Origin of the sequence: Ruegeria sp. HU-ET01832 (genome assembly GCF_040371315.1) — a bacterium.
GTDB lineage: Bacteria > Pseudomonadota > Alphaproteobacteria > Rhodobacterales > Rhodobacteraceae > Ruegeria > Ruegeria lacuscaerulensis_A.
In genome coordinates, this window is the sequence record NZ_BAABWL010000002.1 from 747,629 (window position 1) to 763,963 (window position 16,335).

Annotated in this window: 17 protein-coding genes; 7 read left to right on the forward strand and 10 right to left on the reverse strand. The window is 53.5% G+C overall.

The window, feature by feature from the left end:
• Positions 1 to 51: 51 nt before the first annotated feature.
• From ABWV79_RS08945 to ABWV79_RS08970, 6 genes are all read right to left on the reverse strand, one after another.
• On the reverse strand, positions 52 to 1,197 hold the full coding sequence (locus tag ABWV79_RS08945; RefSeq protein ID WP_353391459.1) for an ABC transporter permease: 1,146 nt from the start codon (positions 1,195 to 1,197) through the stop codon (positions 52 to 54).
• Entirely contained in the window at positions 1,194 to 2,120 is a 927-nt protein-coding gene (locus tag ABWV79_RS08950) for an ABC transporter ATP-binding protein (RefSeq protein WP_170356600.1), read from the reverse strand. Before ABWV79_RS08950 ends, ABWV79_RS08945 begins: the two co-directional genes overlap by 4 nt.
• The gene (locus ABWV79_RS08955; protein WP_353391721.1) at positions 2,117 to 3,067 is read right to left on the reverse strand and encodes an HlyD family secretion protein; all 951 of its coding nucleotides are present in this window, start codon (positions 3,065 to 3,067) and stop codon (positions 2,117 to 2,119) included. Before ABWV79_RS08955 ends, ABWV79_RS08950 begins: the two co-directional genes overlap by 4 nt.
• Positions 3,068 to 3,189: 122 nt before the next feature.
• Entirely contained in the window at positions 3,190 to 4,080 is an 891-nt protein-coding gene (locus ABWV79_RS08960) for a haloalkane dehalogenase (RefSeq protein WP_353391460.1), read from the reverse strand.
• A gap of 34 nt (positions 4,081 to 4,114) precedes the next feature.
• Complete coding sequence (locus ABWV79_RS08965; RefSeq protein ID WP_353391462.1) at positions 4,115 to 4,501, reverse strand: GFA family protein; 387 nt, start codon at positions 4,499 to 4,501, stop codon at positions 4,115 to 4,117.
• A 13-nt stretch (positions 4,502 to 4,514) separates the two neighbouring features.
• Positions 4,515 to 4,892, reverse strand: coding sequence for a hypothetical protein (locus ABWV79_RS08970; RefSeq protein ID WP_170724740.1), 378 nt, complete (start codon positions 4,890 to 4,892; stop codon positions 4,515 to 4,517).
• A gap of 117 nt (positions 4,893 to 5,009) precedes the next feature.
• Here ABWV79_RS08970 and ABWV79_RS08975 point away from each other — a divergent pair, with 117 nt between their 5' ends.
• A complete protein-coding gene (locus tag ABWV79_RS08975) occupies positions 5,010 to 5,603 on the forward strand; it encodes a TetR/AcrR family transcriptional regulator (protein WP_353391463.1) in 594 nt (197 codons plus the stop codon).
• Between the two features lie 329 nt (positions 5,604 to 5,932).
• On the opposite strand, the gene ABWV79_RS08980 is transcribed toward ABWV79_RS08975, so the two are convergent.
• Both ABWV79_RS08980 and ABWV79_RS08985 read right to left on the reverse strand, forming a co-directional pair.
• Complete coding sequence (locus ABWV79_RS08980; RefSeq protein WP_282153905.1) at positions 5,933 to 6,286, reverse strand: putative quinol monooxygenase; 354 nt, start codon at positions 6,284 to 6,286, stop codon at positions 5,933 to 5,935.
• Positions 6,287 to 6,382: 96 nt separating this feature from the next.
• Entirely contained in the window at positions 6,383 to 7,144 is a 762-nt protein-coding gene (locus ABWV79_RS08985; RefSeq protein WP_353391464.1) for an IclR family transcriptional regulator, read from the reverse strand.
• A gap of 70 nt (positions 7,145 to 7,214) precedes the next feature.
• Between ABWV79_RS08985 and ABWV79_RS08990 the strand changes: the two genes are divergently transcribed.
• Genes ABWV79_RS08990 through ABWV79_RS09000 form a run of 3 tightly spaced genes read left to right on the forward strand, consistent with a single transcriptional unit; the run spans position 7,215 to position 9,400 of the window.
• On the forward strand, positions 7,215 to 8,570 hold the full coding sequence (locus ABWV79_RS08990) for a selenium-binding family protein (protein ID WP_353391465.1): 1,356 nt from the start codon (positions 7,215 to 7,217) through the stop codon (positions 8,568 to 8,570).
• Positions 8,567 to 8,932, forward strand: coding sequence for a 2Fe-2S iron-sulfur cluster-binding protein (locus ABWV79_RS08995; RefSeq protein WP_282153907.1), 366 nt, complete (start codon positions 8,567 to 8,569; stop codon positions 8,930 to 8,932). The genes ABWV79_RS08990 and ABWV79_RS08995 overlap by 4 nt, the downstream gene beginning before the upstream one ends.
• Before the next feature lie 3 nt (positions 8,933 to 8,935).
• Positions 8,936 to 9,400: a CoA-binding protein gene (locus ABWV79_RS09000; protein WP_353391467.1), complete on the forward strand. Its 465-nt coding sequence runs from the start codon at positions 8,936 to 8,938 to the stop codon at positions 9,398 to 9,400.
• Between the two features lie 342 nt (positions 9,401 to 9,742).
• On the opposite strand, the gene ABWV79_RS09005 is transcribed toward ABWV79_RS09000, so the two are convergent.
• Both ABWV79_RS09005 and ABWV79_RS09010 read right to left on the reverse strand, forming a co-directional pair.
• Positions 9,743 to 10,642: a hypothetical protein gene (locus tag ABWV79_RS09005; protein ID WP_353391469.1), complete on the reverse strand. Its 900-nt coding sequence runs from the start codon at positions 10,640 to 10,642 to the stop codon at positions 9,743 to 9,745.
• 138 nt (positions 10,643 to 10,780) lie between these two features.
• Entirely contained in the window at positions 10,781 to 11,287 is a 507-nt protein-coding gene (locus ABWV79_RS09010) for a glutathione peroxidase (RefSeq protein ID WP_353391471.1), read from the reverse strand.
• Positions 11,288 to 11,877: 590 nt separating this feature from the next.
• On the opposite strand from ABWV79_RS09010, the gene ABWV79_RS09015 reads away from it, so the two are divergent.
• From ABWV79_RS09015 to ABWV79_RS09025, 3 genes are all read left to right on the forward strand, one after another.
• Entirely contained in the window at positions 11,878 to 12,375 is a 498-nt protein-coding gene (locus tag ABWV79_RS09015; RefSeq protein WP_170356644.1) for a lactoylglutathione lyase family protein, read from the forward strand.
• Between the two features lie 462 nt (positions 12,376 to 12,837).
• Positions 12,838 to 14,103 (forward strand): TAXI family TRAP transporter solute-binding subunit, encoded by a 1,266-nt coding sequence (locus ABWV79_RS09020; protein ID WP_353391473.1) that lies wholly within the window; start codon positions 12,838 to 12,840, stop codon positions 14,101 to 14,103.
• A gap of 227 nt (positions 14,104 to 14,330) precedes the next feature.
• Entirely contained in the window at positions 14,331 to 16,208 is a 1,878-nt protein-coding gene (locus tag ABWV79_RS09025; RefSeq protein WP_353391475.1) for a DUF3604 domain-containing protein, read from the forward strand.
• The last annotated feature ends 127 nt before the right edge of the window (positions 16,209 to 16,335 follow it).

Sequence of the window (16,335 nt, forward strand, 5' to 3'; positions counted from 1 at the left end):
TACAGGTCGTAACAGAAGTCTATTTTCTCAGTATTCCGGGCCCAGCCGTCTTCAACCCAACCGTTTATTGAATCTTAGAGTGGCCGCCAACAATCCGAATACCGCAAATCCGATCATCCAGAGAATACCCCAGCGCAACTCGTAGAGCGAGGCGTCACGTAGGACCACGCCGCGGATCATGTCCATGAAATGGGTTGCCGGCAGGATCTGGGCAATCACCTGGACGGGTTTTGGCATGCCGTCGAAAGGGAACATGAAACCCGACATCAGGATCGAGGGAAGTAGGACGAAGATGGTCATCTGCATCGACTGCAATTGATTCTGCGCAAGAGTAGAGATCACCAGCCCAAGTGACAGGCTGGCAATGATGAACAGCAATGTCACCACCAGCAAAACGCCCAGCCCGCCATTGATCGGAACATCGAACAGGAAGTGACCAAGGCCAAGGATAATTGCGACCTGTATCAAACCCAGAAAGATGTAGGGGATGATTTTGCCAACCATCAGCTCGATCGATTTGATCGGGGTGTTGATCAGCATCTCCATATTGCCGCGCTCGCGCTCGCGGACGATGGCGGCCGAGGTGAACAGGATCATCGTCATAGTCAGTATGACACCGACAAGGCCCGGCACGATATTAACCGCCGATCGCTGTTCAGGGTTGAAGTAGAGCGTGACTTCGAACGTCGGTACTTGCCGGTTTGGAGGCTGTTTCAGCAATTCGGTCAAGGGCATCGTTCGCAGAGATTTAATTGCGCTGGCGACCATCGTGTCTGAGCCATCTACGATCCAATGGGCAACAGGCCGGCTGCTGGTCTGAACCGTTGCGTTGGGCAGGCTCAGCCCTACGGACGGGCTGCGGGCAAGGCGTTGGCTGACGTCTTGAGGTATGATCAGCGCGGCACGCACGCGGGATTCGGTGATCGCGCGCTCAGCTTCTTGAGGGGTGGTCAGTTCTTCGGTGATGGTGACGACCTGCGTGGCCTGAACGATTTGCGCCAGCGTGCGAGACAGCTCGGTTCTGGATTCATCTACCAGCGCGACGGGCACGTGACGCAAGTTGGTGTTGATCGCGTAGCCAAACAACAGCAGTTGGATTAGCGGGATCATGATGACCATGGCGAAAGTCATCCGGTCCCGCCGCAGTTGCAATAGCTCTTTCTTTAGCACGGCGACTATGCGGCGCGCAGAGATCACGGTTCATGCTCCCGTGTTGCACTGACGAAGACGTCTTCCAGATTTGGGCGTTGCGGCGTAAGCGACAGGTCCGGAAACCCAACAAGCTGCTTTTGCAGCATTTCCGCAGGCTGAGTCTCGGACTTGTCGACAAGCACACGCAGCCGCGAACCCACTTGTGCTGTCGAAAGCACCTTGGGCTTGCCGTCCAACGCGTGTTTGACCTTTCGCAGGTCGGGACCCTCAACTTCGACAACATCGGCCTGCAAATCATCCATCAACTGACGCGGAGACCCGTCTGCCTTTTTGACGCCATGCTGCAGGATCGCTAGCCGGTGGCAACGCTCTGCCTCGTCCATGAAATGGGTGGATACAATCATGGTCGCGCCCTGATCGACCAGATCGAACAGTTGCTCCCAGAAGGTGCGGCGGGTTTCGGGATCAACGGCCGAGGTCGGTTCGTCCAGAAACAGCAGTTTCGGTCGGTGCATCACAGTGGCCGCAAGCGCCAGCTTTTGTCGTTGTCCGCCGCTCATGCTGCCACTGAGCTGATGGACGTTCATCGTCAGGTCGTAGGTATGTAGCAGCTCGTCGATCCGGCTTGCGGCCGATTTCGCTGGAATGCCATAGATTTCCGCTGCGAAGCGGAGATTTTCCAGCACTGTCAGATCGCGGTAATACGAGAAAATTTGAGTCATATAGCCGATCTCGTTCTTAAGCGGCTCTGCTGCCTCGGGCATCGACCTACCCAATACCGAGATCGCCCCACGACTGGGGGTCAGCAAGCCGGTCAGCATCCGCATGGTCGTGGTCTTGCCGCAGCCATTGGGGCCGAGAAACCCGTAAATCTGGCCCGTTCTGATCTCAAGGTCCAGATTGTTGACTGCGGTGTTTTCCCCAAACCGACGGGTCAGACCCTGCGTTGAGACGACGACATCGTTCATGGCATGGGAACCTGCACTGGCACACCGGCGGGCAGGTCCGGTGTTGCAGTGGGCAGGTCAATCTCGGCCAAATAGACAAGCCGGGTTCGGTCATCCTGGTTCAATCCGTAATATGGCGTGAAAGAAGCGTCGTCGCTTATCCAGCGGATCACGCCGTCCAACGGATCGGCTAGCCCGTCAACGCGCACTTCCAGCGTGTCGCCGGGTTTCAGATTGACGCGATGCGGCTCCGGAACATAGACGCGCGCGTAAGGCGTCTGGCCTGTGACCATCACGGCCACCGGGCTACCGGATGTTACGCGTTCGCCCAAATTCCACGGCAGGGAATCCAGCACGCCGTCGCGGGTAGCTGTAACCGTCAAGTCGTCCAAAACGGTTTGCTCGGCGGAAACCATCGCTTCGGCGGCCCGTACGTTGGCTTCGGCAACCGCAAGGTCTTCGGGGCGGGTGCCGTTCTGCAGCTCTTTCAGCGATTGCTGAGCGCTGGCCAGTTCTGCCCGGGCAGAATCGCGCAGGGCCAGATCATTTGCCACCTGCGCTTCGGTCACGACCGAGTTCTCGACCAGTCTGGCGTTTCGGTCATAAATGGCTTCGGCATCGGCAAGGCGTGCAACAGCGCCCGCGACTTTGGCTTCGGCTATCGCAATCTCCTCCTCACGCGGCCCCACCTGCAGTTTCAGAAGCGTGGCCTGCGCCTTTTCCAGCTCAGCCTGCGCCAGTGCCAGCTTTGCGCTTTGCAGGGTGGGGTCAAGCTGAACCAGCGTGTCGCCTGCCTTGACCACAGTTCCCTCTGCAACCGGTAATTCGACGACGATTTCGCTGGCCGTCGCGGTCAAGGCCACCCGGTCGCGCGCCAATACGCCCAAAGCAACGCTGGTATCGGATCCGGAGCACCGGTCCAGAAATGCGGGCAGTACAGCCGCCAGTATCAAGGGTATCGGGATCATCAGATTCAACAGTGTTTCCCTCCGGTGCTTGGCCTTTGAACGCGCTGGATAATTGTCAAAGCATACAATCAGGAAACCCGATTTATGTATACGGCTCAACCGCTACACGTCGCAGCACTGGTTTATGTGAGCAGTCGTGCCAACCACTCCTCCAGTTTTTCTCCGATCAGATGGGGGTTATCCTCCTGCAGGAAATGAATACCTTTCCCGATATCCACCACTTCCAGATTCTGGATGGTCTGACGGCACCATTCGACCTCTTTAGGCCCGATGGTGCCTCCGGGCGTGGCGTGGAACATCAGCATCGGGGTTTCTGTGTCACCCAGCCAGCGGCTATAGGCGCTGACGATCTCATGAACGTCAGAAGGCGTACCATCGATCGGAATTTCGCAAGGCCACATACGAACCGGCTTGCGGCTGCGCGCTGTGGGAAAAGGCGCACGATACTGCGACATTTCTTGCGGTGTCAGATCACGCACGATGGCACTTGGCAGAATTTTTTCGACGAACATATTCAGCCCCGAGATCATCAGCCACCCAAGACCGGGCGTCCGCATCATGCGAAACCCGGCGCGGAAATCTGGCGGAAATCCGGCCCAGGTCATTGGACGCACGACACCTTCCATGAAGGCAATGCCGCGTATGTTCTCAGGATGCCGGTGCGCATGATGGAACCCCAATGCGGAGCCCCAATCATGAATGACGAGCGTCACGTCTTTCAGTCCCAACGCCTTGATGAACCCGTCAACGTAGGGAACGTGGTCGACAAAGCGGTAGGGAATATCCGGCTTATCCGACTTGCCCATACCGATCAGATCCATTGCGATAGCGCGGTTCTGCCGGGCGGCGTAGGGGATGATGTTGCGCCAAAGATAGGATGAGGTCGGATTGCCGTGCAGAAATAGAACGGGCGCGCCTTCGCCTTCGTTGACATAGTGGATGCGCTGCCCATCCACCTTGACATACTTCGATTCAAACGGGAAGTCGGGTGAGATCTCTTGTTCGGTACTCATTGAGCCGCCCTTTCAGCATTATGCGTTTCTTCGATCAAACCCAGCGCCTCATCATACCATGCGGGGCGGGACGCCCAGCCGACAATCGCTTTACCGGGTTGGGACGGCGGGCGTGACAGGCTGCCAAGGGGACAGCCTGGAACTTGCCGTTCCGTGTCTCGAATGGCAGCGTCGTCCCGCAGTTTCGGCAAAACACCCGACGAACTTGGGAATTGGGCACATCGAAAGATGTAAATTGCTCTTGGCCTTCCAGCCATTCGATCCGGTCGGGCGAGGTGAACGCATTCGCAACATGGGCCGAGCCCGAGGCCTTCTTGCAAAAGTTGCAATAGCAGAGTTTGAAGGCGGCCATGTCGTCCTGCACTCGATAGCGCACTGCGCCGCAGACACATTGCCCTTCGATCTTGTTTGGGTGAACCATCGGAGCGCTTTTCTCAGCCGCGATGCGAAAAATACGCGCGGACAGATGCGGTGAAGGTCAGGCCCATGCTGATGATCGCGATGACAAAGCCGATGACCGAGGTGGCAGGGATCGAGACCAGAAAATCAATGGCAGTCGCAGCGCGAATACCGATCAGGCTGCGTTTGAGGATGGACGCAACGATGCAGGAAAATGTCAACATGTACCCCAGCATCGTATAGAGCATCAGGCTGGCGGCCTGTGGGCCGACCAGCTCTCCGACCTGCAGGCCGTAGAACTTGAAGGCGGCGAAGAAGCCAAAGGCCAGCAGGATTTTCAGCGCGTTCAGGATGAAGATCACGCGCAAAGTGACGGGCTTTGTGGCCCCGGTTGTCGGGTCAATGGCGGTCATGACAGGTCTCCGTTTCAGCTGGGTCGCACGGTATTTGCCGCCGTGCGTCTACGATGCTATCCATGTGGATAGGAACAAATTACTATCCACCCGGATAGAAAATGCAAGGAGAAATCTGTGGCGCGCAAACGGAAGACGGATCACGACAGTGCGGTGGCAGGGGCGCTGGACCTGTTCTGGCGGCGCGGATACCACGGTGCCAGCACGCGGGAGCTTGAGCAGGAGACGGGGCTGACCCGGTTCACACTGCAAACCACCTATGGTGGGAAGGAGAAGTTTTTCCTAAAGACCCTTGATACTTATCTGGACAATGCCGAGGCCCGACATTTCCCTGATCCCGAAACCTATTCGCTGGATGATCTGGCTGGTTGGTTTCGGGGCATCGCGTCAACCGAGCGGATGCCAAAGATTGAGGATGCCGGGTGTCTTGCCTTTAATTCGATCAGTTCATTCGATCGCTCTGACCCAGAGGTCAACGCGCGAATCGAGCGGTACCTGACCGCACTGGAGGGGCGGTTTGCGACGATACTGAGGCGAGCAAAGGCTGACGGGGCCATCCGTTCCGAGGTCGATCCGGATGAGGCCGCACGGGTGCTGATAGGTCTTTTGCTGGGCCTTCATACGATCATGAAAGCTCGAACCTCGGATCAGTTTCCGCGGAGCTACGCCGAGGCAGCGGTCAGGCTGATTGAAGGATGGAAGAACCAGTAAGTTATCCAACGAACAGGCGCGCCTAACCTCTTGTGGCGTAAGAACTGCGCGCCGGCAGCGAATTTCTGGATGGTGGACTGCCCCCGCTGTATTCCGGTTGGCTGTTGAGTGACCGCGATGGTGAAGCCGTAGTGCCGCGCGCGCAGCTTGTTCAACGGCAGGTTTGGGCCGTCATCACAAATCCTAACGAACTGACTTATCCGTAGCTTTGCCCCGCGCTGCGGTAATTGATGCACTACACAGCGAAAGACTGGTTCGAGCCCAACGCGGTCCAGCACCTAAATCCATAATTTTCTCGCACCGGCGATAGCCTCAAACGTCGGTCAATTTTACCATAGTAGCAGGCTTGCTTTTTGCGCTTCGAAACCTTTTGGCGTCGGAAAAAGCGAGCGCATCCTGGCAACAAGTTCAATCTCGCCATCCAGCATCTTATGGACTGTGTCTAACCAGTTGTTGAAAGTTTCAGAGTCCCAATAATCCTGAACTGCAGCTTCGTTCCTGAACACTTCGTAGAAATAGAAACGATTTGGATTTGTCTCATCCACCATAATTTGAAGCTGGAAAACTTCGGGTTCTTCACTGACAACATTTTGCGCTTGGAAGATGCTGGCCTCCAAAAAGGACTGCCGAAACTCGGGCTTTACGTTGATTACGAAGAACCCGCCAAACATTGCATCGTCCATATTTGTCTCCCTCATTGACCTAAAAGCGGCGAAGGTCGCAAAACACACCTGTCCTGCTGAATGGCGTTAACCTACAGCACTGCGATACCCATGAACCTAAGCGGGTATCCTTTCTTTATCTGCTTCACGCCATCCTAGCGCGCGTGCAAGTTCGTGTGACATTGTGGTAAGTGTATGCCCAATCTTTTCTCGCTTCGAAGGTGTAAACACCCGAAGAGACGCCGTAGCGCCGATTGAAAGCGTTGCACCAACACCTGTCTTAGTCAGCGTTGTTGCGACAGAACTGATCCCGCGCTCGAGCTCTTCAACACATTCGGCATACCCTTTGGCTCGAATGACATCGAGTTCCGCGGCCAGATCCTTAGGGTCTGTAATCGTGCGATCTGTGTACCGCTTAAGCTGCCCATCCAATCGGTCTTGAGACAGCAGCTCTGGGGACACGGCGGCGATTGCCTTGGCGCAAGAGCACGCATGCATTGGTCGTTTGCCCATACCTGGATGAAGAAAAGACACGCCCGTCTGCGGTGTCTCCACATGAATAATCTCAACCCAATGGCCCCGTAGCCGAGACAAGAAAAACGCAGCGCCGTAGTCATTCGCGGCACCAGAGAGGAGAGGCGCAATCACTTGCAAAAGAGCGGGATCAGAGTGATCGCTCAACGTGATACGCTTTAGCCTGTTCCCAATCGCGAACTCACCTCGGGTTGGTGATTCAAGGAGGCCGGATGAAACAAGGTCTTGAACCAGCCTGTAGGCCGTCGGTTTAGGTATATCGGACTGGGCGCAGATATCCGCTACGGACGCACGTCCTTTTTGACCAACGATTTCCAAAATTAGCGCTAATCGTTCGAGATGCATTTTTCTCACTTTATGATAACTAAATTTTCGATATACGATACAATTTAGGGAATCAAGGGAGGAGCACTCGATGGATGGACAATGCTGTGGGCCGGGCTTCAAGAGTCCGCAAGAAGCCATCAAAGCCCCCCGAGAAAAGCTACTCTACACGATCGCCATCTACACTGGGACAGGGATCCAGAAACCTGATTACCTTGCTACAGTGGATGTCGACCCTGACAGCCCGACCTATTCCCAGGTAATCCATAGGCTGGAAATGCCGGGGATTGGGGACGAGCTTCACCACATGGGGTGGAACGCCTGTTCGTCCTGTCACGACGACGGCTCGATGTCCCGCAAATACCTGATCCTGCCGGGCGTACGCTCTAACAACCTTCACATCGTTGATACAGCCACTGACCCGCGTACGCCGCGGTTGCATAAGATCATCGACGGGGCCGAAATCAAGGCCAAGGCAGATCTATCGGGCCCGCATACGGTGCACTGTTTGGGCTCGGAAATCATCATTTCCTTCCTTGGAAATGCCAAGGGTGAGGCTCCTGGAGGCTATCTGCATCTCGACAAAGAGTTCAACATCGTCGGTCGCTGGGAAACCTCGATGGGCGATATCAAGTTTGGCTACGATTTCTGGTACCAACCACGCCACAACGTGATGGTCAGTTCCGAATGGGCTGCGCCCAATACCTTCATGCCAGGCTTCGATCTGGAAGAAGTGGGCCATCTGAAATATGGGCGGGAGCTGCATTTTTGGGATTTTGAAAAGCGCGAACCAGTCGAAAGCTTCTATTTGGGTGAAGACGGACTGTTGCCACTGGAAGTCAAGTTCCACCATGACCCCGACAGCACGCATGGGTTCTGTGGCGCAGCTCTTTCGACCAATGTGATCCATTGGTGGCAAGACGATGCTAAAAAGTGGCGGTGGGAAAAGATCATCGACGTGGAAAACGAGATGCACCGCGAATGGCCGATCCCGTTGCCGGGGGTTATGTCGGCGATCCTGATCTCGATGGACGACAAATACTTGTACCTGAACAATTGGCTGCATGGAGATATGCGCCAGTATGACATCACCGACCCGCATAATCCCAAGCTGACCGGCCAAGTGTTTATGGGGGGCCTTTTGGGTAAAGCTCCGATCGTTAACGGGGTTGAGGTCGCGGGTGGTCCGCAAATGTTCCAGCTCTCTCTCGACGGACGAAGGCTTTATGTCACGACCTCGCTGTTCTCGACTTGGGATAATCAGTTCTATCCCGAGATCCGCGAAAAGGGCGGGGTTATGGTGATGATCGATTGCGACCCTGAAAACGGCGGTATGAAGATCAACGAGGACTTCATAGTGGACTTTGGCAAAGAACCGAATGGTCCATCGCGCTGTCACGAGAGCCGGTATCCGGGCGGTGATTGCACAAGCGACATCTGGCTATGACTATGTATACCGTGACGATCGCGAACAGAGATGGCGCGCAATACTTTGTGGATGCGCGGCGTCCACTTCTGGAAACGCTGAGAGAACAGGGCGTCGACTTGCCTTTTGGGTGCAAGTATGGCGGCTGCATTACCTGCGCGGCAAAACTACAGACTGGCGCGATCGATCAACGCCGACAGGTTGCGCTGAATAATCGACAAATCGCGAACGGCTATGTCATCCTTTGCGTCGCGCGTCCGACATCCGACATCACGCTTGAGATCGGGGTCGAGAGCCATGACAAGCTGTACCGCAATCCGTTTCTCGACCCTCTCAAACCCCACGAACTCAAGGCTGACATTGCGACGCCGAAGGAAGGTTAACCGATGCCCGAGGCAGGTATAGACCGCATCTACGATTACGACCCCAAATACCTCGCCGACATCCTGGAGTCGGTTAAAACCATTGCAATGGTGGGGGCTAGCGCAGACAAAACGAAATTCAGCTATGGCGTTCTGCGACAGCTGAGTGAAATCGGCTATGATATCCTACCGGTGAATCCTAACCCGAATGTTTCGGAAATTAGAGGGCTCAAGGTCTACCATTCGCTGGAAGAGATCGACAAGCAAGTTGATATGGTAGACGTCTTCCGCCCAAAAGAAGAGCTTTATGGCTTTGCCGAGAAGGCCATTGCAATCGGGGCAAAAGTTCTTTGGGGTCAAATCGGCGTGTACGACGACAAAGCAGCGCAACTCGCCGAAGCGGCGGGCCTTAAAGTCGTGATGAACCGATGCCCCAAGATTGAACTCTTCCGCCCGTTTTGGAAGCCGCGCCTGGACCTAAAGATATGATGGAAATTCGATTGGTAGCGGTCTCTTCAGCATCCAATAAGGGTGCCAATTGAGATATTGTGCTTACGGAAGAGAAGACACGTAATCCTGCCCGCATTGCGAAATCCGCATACTCTAAACCCAAGGTGGCCGTTTTGTTTAAGGAACCAACGGCCACCTTGTCCGCGAACCGGATATTCAGGCTACGTCCCAGCGCCGCGCGGCGGTGAACGGCAGTTTTGTCCGCAGAGCAGCCATTCAAAGAAGTAGCAGCCAACTTCGACTTTGCGGACAAAGCGGTGGTTCAGACTCAGCCGCGAGAAAACCTCCGCTCACATATGGCAAACTGGCTCGATGCTGTGATCAGAACCTGACCCTAAACGCCAGCCCAACCAACGGCGCAGTGTCATAGCTTTGCCGACTGATTTCTGCTCCATTCGCATCATCTAAAGTCAGGCGGCCATCAAATTCTACGCCCGCAAACACGCTCATTGAAACCCCAGGATTCGGATTGTACCGAAGAGAAAGAACTACAGGGATACTCTTATCTTCACCCACCCCATCCGGGGCGAGGCCATCCCCATCCAACCTGAAACGAATTCTCTCTGATCGTGCGGTTAACGAAAGGTCGATAGCCTCATTTAGAGCGTAGCTCAGCGACAATCCGGGACCTTGCGTTGCTCCGACCCCAGAGCCAGTGTTGAAATTCCAGCGGTCATTTATGTCCCAGTCGATAAGCAGAGCCGGAAAAAAATCAGTACCGCTTTCGTCTAATTCGGAAAACGCACCAAAGGCTGGGCCTATCGTTAGGCGCTCGTTCAGTTGCCATGCAATACCTGCAAAAACACCGTAGGTTCTACCGTCAGACGAGGAGGCCCCGCTTTGGTAGTCCCATCTGATCTGTGGCGATACAAAAACCGTTGTTGTATCCCCCACACGAAACCGGACAGGAACAGCTACGCGAAGGTCACGTATGTTTTCCCATGGCTGGTTGTTCGATTGGCTGAAATTATAGTCCAGCTTGCCAAAACTGGTGGAAAGCCCAACGCTGCTTCCGCCTTCTAGATTGTAAAGTGCGGTAGCGCGTAGAAACGCTCGACTTGCAGAGAACTTGCCTCCGCCACTCAAATCCGCATCCCCTTGAAACGCGGCAAGCCCATCAACCTGATACGCCCAGCCTAACTGAGGCTGGGCGGCCGACGGAAGCGAAGTGAACCCAAGAAAAACAAATCCAAAGCAGCACGTTAGAAGAAGGTTTTTCATCTGACATTTCCCACGTGAGACTGGTTTCCTTTTGGGATGCCATTGCTGGACGAACGGTTCAAGTCCCATACCCGCACAATCATCTGGGTGCTTGCGCTTTGTGATGAATGGGCAGTGTGATCCGGCTGGAGCGGTTTTTCATGGCAGGAGTTCCTCGATCTCGTTGGTAATGGACGCCGAAAGCGGATCAACGATCGAGCCGTATGTTTCGACAGCTGTACCACCAAGGCCAATCAAGACCTTGTTGAAATTCCACCTTGGCGCGAATCCTTCCACCTCTTTCAAGGACCGTAAGAAAAGGTGAGCGTCAGCGCCAGTCACGTGTGTTATCACGCTCATTGAAAAATCGCTACCGTATTGCAGTTCGCAGAAATTGCGCACTTCGTAGTTGGTTGCCAGTTCTTGCTGGAAGTCATCCCTAGGGACCGCGGCGACAACCAGCCCGCGGTTGCGATACCGATCATAAAGGTCTTGAAGCCTCTGGTATTGACGGGCGAACGCGCATTGGGATGCCGTATTGACAACTAGAACCGGTTGACCATTCCAATCTGACAAAGACAAGGTTCCCCCGTCGATCGAGTCAAACTTCGCGCCAAGCTCAACGGCGCGCACTTGTTCGCCTAACAAGAGCAAGCCGCCAAGCACAATTATCCGCAACACTCCACGCCTCCATTTTCATAGTTGGATACGGAAGAACAATGCGGACGGATTTCATTTTGAGGACATAGCGCGCGGGTCGCGTGCAACTGCCGGCGGTCGCAACTCAGAGATAGAAAATTGGGGATGTTCGAAAGCTCAATTCAGGCCCATGATCAAAAATTATCTGTTCCTCAGTGGTAACGTCAAAATGGTTTTATCCAAATGTATTTGAAATAGGTCGTCGCTAGGGCGCAAAAAATCATACCAGAACTAGGAATGCATTCGGCACTTTGAGAAGCGCAATACTGTAATTTGCACCTCTTCACTTTGAACTTCCGCGCTAAGGCGGGCTTTAGACGCAATAAAGAAAAAGACGTTTTCTGCAGGCTAAACAACGCCTGCATTGCTGACTTGATCGCTTTCGATACCGGTCAGATAGCTACCCGTGGATCAACGCCGAAGGGTCAACCGATTTGCCTGCAATGGTCGTAAATTTGGCAAACTCAATTTGACTTTTCTGTTGTTAAGCAAACTTCTACTTGCAGATCATTTTGTTGAAACTGATCCTTGGTCCACAACAGTTGAAGGGAATAACAATGTCGCACACGCCTCGATCCTTTTCTCACATAGGTCTTTCAGTGCCGGACGTGGATGAAGCAGTAAAATTTTATTCCGAGGTATTTGGCTTCTACGTCATCATGCCGCCAACGGACGTTCTGGAGGATGATAGCGATATTGGTGTAATGTGCACGGATGTCTTTGGACCAGAATGGAAAAAACTGCGCATAGCTCACATGGCGACTGCGGACCGCGTTGGGATTGAAATTTTCGAGTTCGACGGGAACTATGCGCCCGAAAACAACATAGACTACCGGCGCAATGGGACATTTCACTTTTGCATCCAAGATCCCGACGTGGAAGGTCTGGTGAAAAAAATCGTAGCGGCGGGGGGAAAGCAGCGGATGCCCATTCGTTACTACTACCCGGGCGATAAACCTTACCGGATGGTCTATGTAGAAGATCCATTCGGTATTGTGTTCGAACTGTACAGCCATTCCTATGAATTGACGTATTCGTCCGGTGCTTACAATTGAGAAACAGTTCAATTTGAAGGCTGCTTTGGCTCCAAATAACCGTTCTCTGCGTTGCAGCGTCTCTTGAGTTTTTGAGCGACTGCTTTCAGGTCTGAGTGGGACTGCCCTGCGGACTTTGCCGCCATTGGCCCGCTTTCACCGAAGGACCGCAGACAGCCTAAACCGGACATTCGCAACAAGACTTTGCAATTTTCGAGATGCGGGACGTTGGCGACAAAAAAGACAATACTAAAACTCTGGTTTACGATAGGATAAACCGTTGCCTATACGGCCAGTTTTTGATTTCAACCTAGTTCAAGCGCTCTTGGTTTTTTTGCGCTACCAACTTAATCTTTAGGGATACTTGAACCGAAGAACTCGAACCTTCGAGTGCCACCCACTGTGATCGGTTTCTCGTTGGCAAAAAGACTGCTATCAAATGAGAACGAATTATCTGTTCCGATCATCTGAACGTGAGAATAAATGCGCTTAGCTCTTTTCATTCTCTTTCCGATTATGTTTGTCGGGTTGCTTGTTTTTCTGATCTTTGGCTTGAAACCGCCCAACAGTATTAAGCTGGCTGCTGGTATAAGCGGCGGCGGATATTGGCAAGTTGGACAACTCTACAAAGCAGAACTTGCACGTGACGGCATTCAGGTAATTTTAGTTGAAACCGAGGGGTCTGTTGAGAACATTCAGAAACTTGTTTCTGGCGAAGTGGATGCCGCATTTGTTCAGGGTGGCCTGGAAATACCTCAGGACGAAAACTTACAGTCTTTGGGCGCCATTTTTCTTGAACCCATGGTGGTGTTCCGCGGAAAGTCTAGTCCCGTCGGGGCCAATGCAGGAGAATGGGGAGACATTCGCTTAGCTGCAGGAACCAAGGCGTCCGGTACTCGCGCCGCCGCTTTAGCGCTAATTGAGGCCGCCGAGTTGCAAAATGTCGGCATAAACCTCGTCGACGTCGGGGGCAATGATGCGATAAAGGCGTTATATGCCAACGAAGCGGATGCGGCGTTGTTTGTCGCTCCACTCGATGCACCTTACCTTATGGATGCAATTTTTGATCCAGAAATCATTTTCGTCCCTATGGCTTTGGTCGATGCCCTTGCATTGAAACTTTCCGGAGCGAATTCGGTAACTGTACCGGCAGGATCAATCACACTTGACCCTCCGAGACCACCAGAGGACGTCAAGATCTTAGCATTGCGAGCTTCACTTATCGCCGCATCCGATCTGCATCCTGCAGTAACCGATAGGTTAGTGAATGCAGCAAAGAACATTCATAGCGAACCTAGTATTTTGCAAAGTGCGCGCGAGTATCCGAACACGGCTTCGCCGCCTGTACCACTGAACAAAATTGCCACAGAACTCATAAACTCTGGGCCAAACTTTTTGCATGGCGTCTTGCCATATTGGATCGCAGCACAGTTTGGCAGCGTACTGTTATTGCTGTTGCCTTTGTTGTTCTTAGTACCGTTTTTACGGATCGTCCCGTCCAGTTACGTGTGGTTTCAAAAGCGCCGGGTTTGGCGTTTTTATCAGCGTATCACGGCGCTTGAGGAGGAACTCAGCAAGGCACAGACCTCAACTGAGGTAGAAGAAGTCGCCAAAAATATCGAAGACGTGGACACCGCCCTTGCAAATCTGAATCTGCCGCTCGCATACCGCCAGGGAGCATATGATGCACGTTTGCACATAGGCCTAATTCGACAGGAGATTGCGCGTCGTCAAACTGCAAAAAGTTGATGAAACCTCAACGTTCGCAAGCATACCACGCTAAAACACCTTTTTTATTTGAGACTTCGATACAGGTGTGTGCTTTAGTTATTGCGTGTACGCCGCTTTGGGGTCGCAGCCATCGTTCGTAGAGTTTAATTGAGCGGCTGCTGTGCTGGACGAATAGAGTTCAGATTTTGCGTCATAGTTACTTGTATTGAGCGTTGTAAACTTTGAGCAAAATATGAGGTTAGGAAATGATCCGTTTAGCATCTATTCTGACTATCGCGCTTGCGGCTGGTGCGCACGCCGAGGACGTCCCAAGCACTCAACCTGGCGACAGAGAATATTCCCCCTACCCACAACAAAACTTCCCTAATCAGGTCTATTTCGGCGACACTCACTTGCATACATCATACTCTGCCGATGCCGGTATGATCGGCAATGTACTTGGCCCTGATGAAGCATACAGGTTTGCCAAAGGGGAAGTCGTTACATCCAGCACTGGTGTCGAAGCGAGGTTGCGCCGACCATTGGATTTTCTGGTTGTTGCCGATCACGCCGAGAACCTTGGTCTTGCGCCGCTGCTCTCAGCCAAAGATGCCACGCTGCTCTCCACGGAGTTTGGCCAGCAACTGAACGCGGCTGTCGAAGCTGGTGATCCCGTCGGCGCATGGTCCATTTGGAGCCAAGCCAAGTCCACTGGCACAGACCCATTGGCGGATTATCAGGAGATTTACCAATCAGCGTGGAGCAGCATTACCTCCGCCGCTGAGGCACACAATCAACCGGGTTTTTTTACCGCGCTTATCGGGTTCGAGTGGACCTCAAACCCACAGCGGAACAACCTGCACAGGAATGTCATATTCAACGGTGGCAAAGAGGGCGCTGACAAGATCATCCCGTTCTCGAACTTTGATAGCTTCGACCCCGAAGACCTTTGGGCATGGATGGAAAAAGCCGAAGAGACAACAGGCCAAAAGCTGCTTGCGATCCCGCACAATGGCAATTTGTCCAACGGGTTGATGTTCGACGAAGTGCGCTTGTCCGGCGAACCGTTCGATGTTGAGTATTTCAAACAGCGTGCCAAGTGGGAACCGATCTACGAAATCACGCAAATGAAAGGTGACGGCGAAGCACATCCCATGCTGTCACCAGACGATGAATTTGCTGACTTCGAAACGTGGGACAAAGGACAACTTGGACCAGAGCCCAAGACACCGGAGATGCTTCCACGCGAGTATGCGCGGGCAGCATTGCGGCGGGGGCTTGGATACGAGGCGGAAACAGGGACAAACCCATTCAAATTTGGCGTGATCGGTTCAACCGATGCTCATACATCGCTGTCCACGGTTGGCGAGGACAATTTCTTCGGGAAAGTCGCGGCTGTTGAACCTACTGCTGACCCGATCCGATTTGAAGAAGTCGTCGGCGGCATTGGCGGGGACGAGAGTGTTGCCCAATATGCATGGCAGACTTCGGCGTCGGGTTTGGCGGCCGTTTGGGCAAGGGAAAACACCCGCGAGGCCATTTGGGATGCTTTTGCTCGGAAGGAAGTCTATGCGACCACGGGGCCGCTCATGCGTATTCGTGTTTTTGCCGGATTTGAATTCGACGAAACAGACCTGCCACGTGCGGATTTTGCCGCGTATGGATATGAAAATGGCGTCCCGATGGGGGCGGATTTGCCAGCGGATAGTGACGGTCGGTCTCCGCGCCTTCTCATCCGTGCGCTCCGTGACCCCGATGGGGCCAACCTCGACCGTATTCAGATTGTCAAAGGCTGGCTGAACAGTGACGGCACAACGTCGGAACGTGTTTATGATGTTGCTTGTGGCGGGCGTGAACTTCTAAACGCGGCGTGTGACGGCCCGGTTGGCAATACGGTGGATGTAGAAAACGCGTCTTGGACAAATGACATCGGCCAGGCAATTCTCACCGGATATTGGGAAGACCCGAACTTCGACCCAACGCAAAACGCGTTTTACTATGTCAGAGTGCTGGCAATACCAACGCCGCGATGGACGACATACGATGCAAAGGTGTTCGGAACGGAGATCCCAGACGAAGCACCGCACTCGATACAGGAGCGGGCCTACACATCACCAATTTGGTACACACCCAGGGATGAGTGATATCAGGTTAAGACTAAAAAATCACTTCGTCTGTTCTGGGCTCACAGCAGTCATTCGGCAATTTCAGATGAAAGACCGCTCTGCGAACTATCCGATCATTCAGTTTAAACGTGTTAAGGCAGAAGAA